4 protein-coding genes are annotated in these 8,076 nt (G+C 72.0%); all 4 read right to left on the bottom strand.

All coding sequences use genetic code 11. From position 1 onward, the window contains the following. Positions 1-1,762, bottom strand: a 1,762-nt coding sequence (locus tag WD250_05545; GenBank protein MEX2619664.1) for an AAA family ATPase, incomplete at its 3' end; no start/stop codon positions are given. Next, entirely contained in the window at positions 1,759-3,309 is a 1,551-nt protein-coding gene (locus tag WD250_05540; protein ID MEX2619663.1) for a sialidase family protein, read from the bottom strand. The genes WD250_05540 and WD250_05545, both read right to left, overlap by 4 nt. After that, the gene (locus tag WD250_05535; GenBank protein MEX2619662.1) at positions 3,306-5,729 is read right to left on the bottom strand and encodes a hypothetical protein; all 2,424 of its coding nucleotides are present in this window, start codon (positions 5,727-5,729) and stop codon (positions 3,306-3,308) included. Before WD250_05535 ends, WD250_05540 begins: the two co-directional genes overlap by 4 nt. A 24-nt stretch (positions 5,730-5,753) precedes the next feature. Beyond that, a complete protein-coding gene (ftsH, locus tag WD250_05530; protein MEX2619661.1) occupies positions 5,754-7,619 on the bottom strand; it encodes an ATP-dependent zinc metalloprotease FtsH in 1,866 nt (621 codons plus the stop codon). Positions 7,620-8,076 lie beyond the last annotated feature (457 nt).

Raw genomic sequence — 8,076 nt, 5'->3', positions numbered from 1 at the left:
GGATGTGATTCAGGTCGATGGAACCGCCGCAGAAGGTTTCAAAACACGTTCTGAGGGTCTGCTCACGCTCCCCCCCACCACCACCCGCCGAGGTGCCCCGGTGGGCGCCGATGGCGTCGACCTCGTCGAGGAACACGATCGCCGGCGCGACCGAGCGGGCCTCGGCGAACAGGTCGCGCACCCGCGCGGCGCCCTGGCCGACGTAGACCTCGACGAACTCGCTGGCCGCCACCGAGAAGAACGCCGCGTTGGCCTCCCCCGCCACCGCGCGGGCCAGCAGCGTCTTGCCGCACCCCGGCGGCCCCGACAGCAAGATCCCCCGCGGCGGGCGGGCGCCCAACGCAGCGAACCGGTCAGGGTCAGCCAGATAGTCGCGCACCTCGACGAGCTCGGCGACCGCGTCGTCCACCCCCGCCAGGTCGGCGAACCCCACCCGGTCCGCGCCCGTGTGGCGCCGCCCGATCCCCCGGTCGCGCAACGACAGGCGCCGCTGGCGCTCCGGAGCGTCAAGGATGCGCCCCACCGCGGTGTCAAGCTCGCCCTGGCCGATCGCGGGCTTGCCCGCCCGGGCGGCCAGCAACGCCGCCTCGTTGAGCACACTGGCCAGATCCGCGCCGGTCATGCCGATCGCCCGGCGGGCCACCGCGGCCAGGTCCGCGTCGTCGGCCAGGCGTTTGCCCTGGGCGTGCAACGACAGGATCGCCATGCGGGCGGCCTCGTCAGGGCGCTCCAAGCCCACCGTGCGGTCAAAACGCCCCGGGCGCAGCAACGCCGGGTCCAACACGTCGGGGCGGTTGGTGGCCCCCAGCACCAGCAGACCCTCCGCCGGGGAGAAACCGTCCATCTCCGCCAGGATCTGGTTCAGCGCCTGCTCCTGCTCGCTGTGTGACGCCACCCGGGTCACCCCCCCGGCGCTGCGGGCCCGCCCCACCGAGTCGAGCTCGTCGATGAACACCAACGCCGGGACGTTGGCGCGCGCCTCGGCGAACAAATCGCGCACCCGCGCCGCGCCCACCCCCACGTACAGCTCCACAAAGTCCGACCCCGAGATCGAGTAGAACGACGCGCCCGCCTCCCCCGCCAACGCCTTGGCCAACAACGTCTTGCCACAACCCGGCGGGCCGTACAACAACACCCCCTTGGGCACCGCCGCGCCCAACTCGGCGAAACGCTCCGGGAAGGCCAAAAACGAACGGATCTCGGCCAGCTCCGCGACCGCGGCGTCCTGACCGGCCACATCAGCGAACCGCACCGGGCTGTCCTCAGCAGCGATCTTGCGCGCGCCGCTCTTCACCCCGAACAGCCCCGTGCCCCGCCGCCACGACAAGATCAGATACACCAACAACACCACCAGGATCAGCCCCGGCAACAGGATCGCGCCCAGCTGCGCGACCCGCTTGCCGACCTGCTGGTCGATCTCGGTCGCAATGCGGTTGCCCAACAACAAGTCGAGCAGATCCCCCTGGGTGTGGCGCACCAACGGGGTGTTGTACACCCCCGTCGTACCGTCGTCGCGCACATAGCCGCCCACCACATAGGCGTCCTCGTCGAGCAGCACCGCGTCACGGATCCGCCCCGCGTTGGCCGACTCCACGAACTCCGAAAACGTCAACGCCTCCCCGTCCACATGCGGGCGGGAATACTCCAACACCCCCACGAACCCGCCCAACAACACCACCAGCACCACCACCGTGACGATCCCCAGCCAGCTGCGCTTCTGCCGTCTCGGAGACTTGCGCCCTCTGTCCGACGTCCCCGTCATGTCCCGCTCCTTGCGTCCGCCCGCCGGTGTCGATGCCGGCGGGCCCCTATCCCCACGAGCGGCACCACGACGGCCAGAGCGGCAGCGGCCAGCACCGCCGTGGGCAGGGTGCCCCCAGTATCGCGGCCGTGGGTTGCGCGCGGAAGGGACACCGACGCGGCAAAGACGTCCTGGCCTGTCGTCCCCGGCTCGGAGTTGCGGGTGTCGGTCCAGGCGGCCAGCACACCGTCGGCCCGCGGCAGCAGGCCGAGGCGGGAGCCGAACTCGACCAGGCCGCTGGCGGCGGGATGGACGTAACGCTGGCCGATGCGCGGGTCGAAGGGCTCTGCTGTGACCGGCCGGTTGGGCGCGAAGCTGTGGCCGTCGTCAGCCGAGGAGGTCAGGTAGATATGGGTGGCCAGGTCATCGGGGTCCTCGCGCCGGTCGTAGAAGATCGCGTCGATGCGTCCGGTCGGTGACACGGCGAGGCGGGGCATGTACTGGGACCGGCCGTTGCCGACCGAGTCGTCGTTGAGGCGCTGGGGCTGGCTGCGCTCGTTCCCGCGGTCGCCAGCACAGCGCAGGAGCACGTCGGCGTCGCCGTGGCGCGCGTCGGTCCAGGCGACGCAGGGCTCGCCGTGGCGGTCGGTGACCAGCGCGGGTGGCGGCATCGTGAAAACCAGCAGGACACGCTCGTGGGGCTCCACGGCGTCGTCCACGACCCGATGGGCTCTGAAACTCGCGCCGCGGTCGGTCGAGCCGGCCAGCACCAGCGACCAGGTGCCCGGCCACACCGGCGGCCCTTCCAGGCCCTGGTAGTCGATCGCGTCGTCCTCGAGGTCGTAGTAGGCGACGTGGACGTCACCGTCAGGTCCCAGGGCCAACGCCGGAGCCACCACCCGGTCAAGCGCGGGGTGGCTGACCTGCACCGGCGCGGAGAAGGTGGCGCCCCCGTCGTCGGAGTGCGCGGCCATGATCGGGTTGGGTGGCGGACCGAACCCGCCCAGGGGCGGCTCGGACGTCGCGTCGATCCACACCAGGTGCAGCCGGCTGCCGTCCCCGGCGTCACGGTCGATGGCCATGCGCACCGAAAACTTCAACGACCCGAGGACCTGCCGGGGGGTGGTGAAGGTCTGCCCTCGGTCCCGCGAGGTGGTGAGGAACACACCCATCGGCTGGTTGCCGCTGCCGGCAAGACCCACGAACACGTAGTAGAGCACCCCGTCGGCGTCGAAGGCGACCTCCGGGGCGTAGCACGTCTCCGCCCCCTCGGGCAGCTCGGGCAGCACATCGACGGTCACCCACCCGGCGCCCCCGTCGCCGGAGAGCTGCAACGCACAGCCGAAGTGTGGCGCGTCGAGGCGGTTGGCGATCACCACGAATCGCGGCTCGGTGGGATCGACCGCGATCGTGGGCGAGTTGTTGGCGACCCCCGCGCCCTGGTCCATGGCGGTCACCGGCACCTCGACGGGGACGACGTCGGCTCCCGCCACGCCAGGAGCCGCCATGACCAGCCCCGCCCAGGCCACGGCCACGACAGATGCCAGCCCGCGCCGCCGGCCGTTCACGCTCCGCTGCGCCTGCGCAAGACCGCCGCGACGGCGAGCCCGACGCCGACGCCGACGACAGCGGCGACGGCCACGCCGGTACCGACCAGGGTCAGCGTGCTCATGCCGACCGGTGTGGCCTCGTCCACAGCGGGTGTCGACTCGCACCCCCCGACCAGGTTCACCCGCCGGATGCGGTGGTTGCCGGCGTCAGCGACGAGCAGGTTGCCGCACTCGTCGACTGCGACGGCGCCCGGCCCGGCGAGCGTGGTCCGTGCAGCCGCCAGCCCGTCACCGTTGAACCCCGACGACCCGGTGCCGACCACGGTGCTGATCGTGCCGTCGCGGTCGATCTTGCGGACGGTGTGCTCCTGGTTGTCGGCGACGAACAGGCTGCCGTCGTCGTCGGTGGCCATCCCCCCGCTGCTGGTGAAGTCGGCCTCCAAAGCGGGGCCGGCGTCGCCTTCGAACCCGGCGTCGCCGGTGCCCGCGACCGGCTCGGTGGCCCCCGGTTGCACGGTTTGGCCGTGGACGGTGACCGGCGCCGTTGCCCGGTTGGTGAACCACACCCGGTGGCGTTCGCTGGTGTAGAGGTTGCCGGCGGCGTCGACGACGAGCCCGGCGAGCAGACGGCAGCACACCGACGGGTCGCGAGTGGAGACCGACTCGATGACCGTGGTGCGCTCGCCGCCGCGGTCGATGTGCACCACCGAGCGGGTCACGTCGTCGAGGACGAACAGGTTGCCGTCACCGTCCGCGGCGAGGGCGGCGGTCCCGAAGGCGCGCAGCTCGGCCGCCTCGGCGACGACCTCGTCGGTTGTCGGCGCGACGGGCACGCCGTGGATGCGTGTAGGGCTCGTGGTGAGATTGGCGTAGCGCACCGCGCCGGCAGCGTCGGCCACGTACAGACCCCCACCGCCAGGCGCGACGGCGATGGCGCCGGCCGCGGGCACGTCGACCGCGGACTGCTCGACTGTTACAAGCCCGGCCTCGTCGGTCTCCTGGCCTGATGCGGTGGTGAAGCGCTGCACCTGCGACAGCCCGGGCAGCGCCAGGTAGGCCATGCCGTGGCCGTCGGTGGCCAGGCCGGCCGGCTGGTCGGGTCGGGCGGGTTCTGCGGCGGCCTCGCCGTCGTCGCTGTCGCACGCCCACGTCAGGCCGACACCGTTGCCGGGGGCGGCCCGGAGAGCACCGGCCTCGTCGACGAAGCGGACTTGGCCGTTGAGGCGGTCGGACAGGTAGACCTGACCGCCCGGGCCGACCGCCACGTCCCAGGGGCTGTGCAGCAACGCCTGGGTGGCGGCACGGTCGTTGCCGTTGAACCCGCCGCTGCCCGTGCCCGCGTAGGTGCTGATGGTGCCCGTGTCGTCGACCCGCCGGATGCGGTCGTTGGCCTCGTCGGCCAGGTACAGGTTGCCCTCGTCGTCCACGGCGATGCCCGGCAGCATCCCAAACGCCGCGGAGCGGGCCGGCCCGCCGTCGCCCCCCTCGCCCGCCGCGCCGCCGCCGGCCACCGTCTCGATCTGCCCTGGGGCGACGCGCACACCGTGAGCGGTCACCGGCTCGCTGCTGACGTTCATGGCGTCCACCCGCGCGGTCGGCCGTACCGCCGTGGCGGTGGAGGCGTACAAGCCGACGTAGACCAGGCCGTCGCCGACCGCAAGGGCCGGCGGCTGGCCCTGCAGCGGTGCCGCCGGCGCGCCTCGTTGGCCGCCGGCGGGTTGGCCGCCGGCGATCGTGTCGATGTGGCCGGGCGCCACGGTGATCTGCCCGCCCGTGCCGTCGGTGAGGGGCACCGGTTGGGTGCTGCGGTTGACGACGCGGAGCCGGAAGGTGGACTGGTCACCGTCGACCTCGTCGGCGACGTAGGCGTTGCCCGCGGTGTCGGTCGCCACCGCGAGGATACGGGTGAAGTCCGCGTCGGCTGCGGGGCCGCCGTCACCGCCGCTGCGACCCGCCACGGTGGGGTTGCCGGCCACGAGGCGCTGCCCGCCCGCCGCGGACACCTGCAAGATGTGGGTGTCGGCAGCCAGCAGGACGCCGTCCTCGCCGTCGGGGGCCAGACGGCCCGGTGGGCCCGCCCGATCCGGCAGGCGCAGACCGGCGCGGCTGCCTGCCGGGGTGGGCGGGCTGGCGGTTCCCACCAGCCTTGCCTGTCCCGTGTCGTCGACCACGCCGACGGCGCCTTGGTCCACCGGCCCGGTGTCGACGAAGATCCGGCCGTCACCGTCGACCGCCAGGGCCCTGACCGTCGTTGAGCCAGGATCCAGTGCGCCTGAGCCATCACAGAAACCAGGACCGAGAATCGTGTCGACGGTCCCGGTCTGGCCTGGTTGCCCACCGGGGGGGGTGGCCGCGAGGGCGGCGGGACCCACGGCCAGGACGAGCAGCACCGCGCAGGCGCTCCCGCGGCGGATCCGCCGCGGCGTGCTCGTCGACATGGCGTGCAATGATGGCGTGCGCGCCTACGTGCGCCGCTTGGGGGTGGCCTTGGCGCCGGCCGCGGCCTTGCCATTCCCGGAGGGGTCGTGGTGTTCGACGTCGGCGAGCAGACGGCTGAGCTGGTCGCCCTGGAGGGTCTCGTGCTCGAGCAGCGCGGCGACCAGCGTGTCGAGGGTGTCGGGGTGGGCGGCCAGGATGGCGTGGGCGGTGGCTTCCTGGTCATCCAGGATCTGGCGGACCTCGGTGTCCAAGGCCTCCAGGGTGGGTTGGGACACCTCCCCGTTGGCGAGATAGTCGCGGCCCAGGAACACCTCGCCGTGGGCTTGCAGGATGCGCACCCGCCCGATGCGTGGGCTCATCCCGTAGCGCCCGGCCATGTCGCGGGCGGTGTCGGTCGCACGTTCCAGATCCGCCTCACTGCCCACCGAGGGCTCACCGAGGATGAGCTCCTCGGCGGCCACGCCGGCCATCGCGATGGTGATCCGCGCGGCCATGTCACTGCGGGTCGGCACCGCGGTGTCATCGGCCAGCACCGCCAGATGGCCCACCCCCTGCCCGCGGGCCACGATCGACACCTTCTCCAACTTGGCGGCTTTGCCGACCGCGGCGGCCACCAGCACGTGGCCGGCCTCGTGAACCGCCACCCGGTGTTTGTCGCCCGCGTCCAGCAGCCTGGTTTTGCGCTTGGGCCCCGAGATCACCCGCTCCACCGCCTCCTCCAGATGGGTGCGGGTGATCTCGTGGTGACCCCACCGCACCGCCAGCAGCGCCGCCTCGTTGACCACATTGGCCAGGTCCGCACCCGTGAACCCCGCCGTGCGCCGGGCCACCACCGCCAAATCGTTGCGGGGATCGCCAAGCCGGCGGGTCTTGGCGTGCAACACCAGGATCGCCTCGCGGCCCTCGGCGTCGGGCAGCTCCACCCCGATACGCCGGTCAAACCGGCCCGCCCGCAACAACGCCGGGTCCAAGATGTCAGGCCGGTTGGTCGCGCCCATCACCACCAGCCCCTCGGTCGGGGAGAACCCGTCCATCTGCACCAACAACTCGTTGAGGGTCTGCTCACGCTCGTCGTGGCCCCCGCCAAGCCCGGCGCCGCGTTGGCGTCCGGCCCCGTCGAGCTCGTCGATGAAGATGATCGCCGGCGCCGCCGCCCGCGCCTGCGCGAACAAGTCGCGTACCCTGGCCGCACCCACACCTACCAGCGACTCGACGAACTCCGACCCCGACAGGCTGAAGAACGCCGCGTCGGCCTCCCCGGCCACCGCTCTTGCCAGCAGCGTCTTGCCGCACCCGGGCGGGCCGACCAGCAACACCCCCTTGGGCGGCAACGCCCCCATCGCCTTGTACCGGGTCGGATCATCCAGATAGTCCCGTACCTCCGCCAACTCAGCGATCTCGGTCTGCGCCGCCGCCACATCCGCGAACGTCGTCTTTGGGCGGTCGCCGTCGCGGGTGCGCTTGTCGCCCAACCGGCCGAACAGCAAGAAGTCCTCGGTGCCCGAACCCCCCGACCCGCGCGCCAGATAGAACAACAGGCCAAACAGCGACGCCAGGATCATCAACGGCAACAAGAACTGGGCGACGAACCGCACCGTGGCCTTGGCCGTCTGCGCGTCCACGCTGACCTGCGCGCCCCCAGCGACCAAGTTGGCCAACAACTCGCTGGTGGCCGCGTCGCTGGACGGATACGCCACCCAAAACGCCTCGTCACCCGCAAGCGTCCCAACGATCCGTGCGTCCTGGTCCAACAGCTCCGCCTGCGCCACCTCACCCGCCAACGCCTGCGCCTGCACCGCATCCAAACTCAGCTCCACCCCCGGCGAGGGGGGACGCAGCCACACCAACGCCCCCGCGTACAACACTAATAGCGCGACCGTGGCCGCCACCAAACCCGCCACCACCCGCCGGCTGCCACCCGACGTGCGTGGCTCACCAGCCCCCCCCCTCAGGCGCCGCCTGCCGCCTGACCCGCCGCCGACCCCGACGCGTGTCGTCATCGGATCCGACCTGTGGAGTGGCATTCATCGTGTCTCCTTTGCGCGTACAGACCACCGTGGACCAGTCGGGCGCAGTCGCTTTCCTGCGCTAGTAGGCGGGTTTGGGGCGTGGCCGCCCCCGAGCACCACGACGCCGCCCACCCGGCGCGACATGCCCGCCAAACACCACCGCGCCACCAAACACCAACGCCACCCCCACCCCCGCCCACATCAAAGCCAACCCCACACCCGCCCCACCATCGTCACCGGCGACCATCGAATGACGCGGCGAACCCTTCTCCTGCTCCCCCTTGTTGTCAGCCACGCTCGTTGACCTTGGTGTGGTCGGGTTCGGTGTCGTTGGGAG

The sequence above is a fragment of the Egibacteraceae bacterium genome, from assembly GCA_040905805.1.
Taxonomy (GTDB): Bacteria; Actinomycetota; Nitriliruptoria; order Euzebyales; family Egibacteraceae; genus DATLGH01.
The sequence above is the reverse complement of the archived record's forward strand: the minus strand, read 5'-3'. Positions and strand labels throughout refer to the sequence as shown.

Coding starts and splice junctions, on each gene's coding strand:
- WD250_05535 (MEX2619662.1), bottom strand. CDS start 5,729: ATGTCGACGAGCACGCCGCGGCGGATCCGCCGCGGGAGCGCCTGCGCG.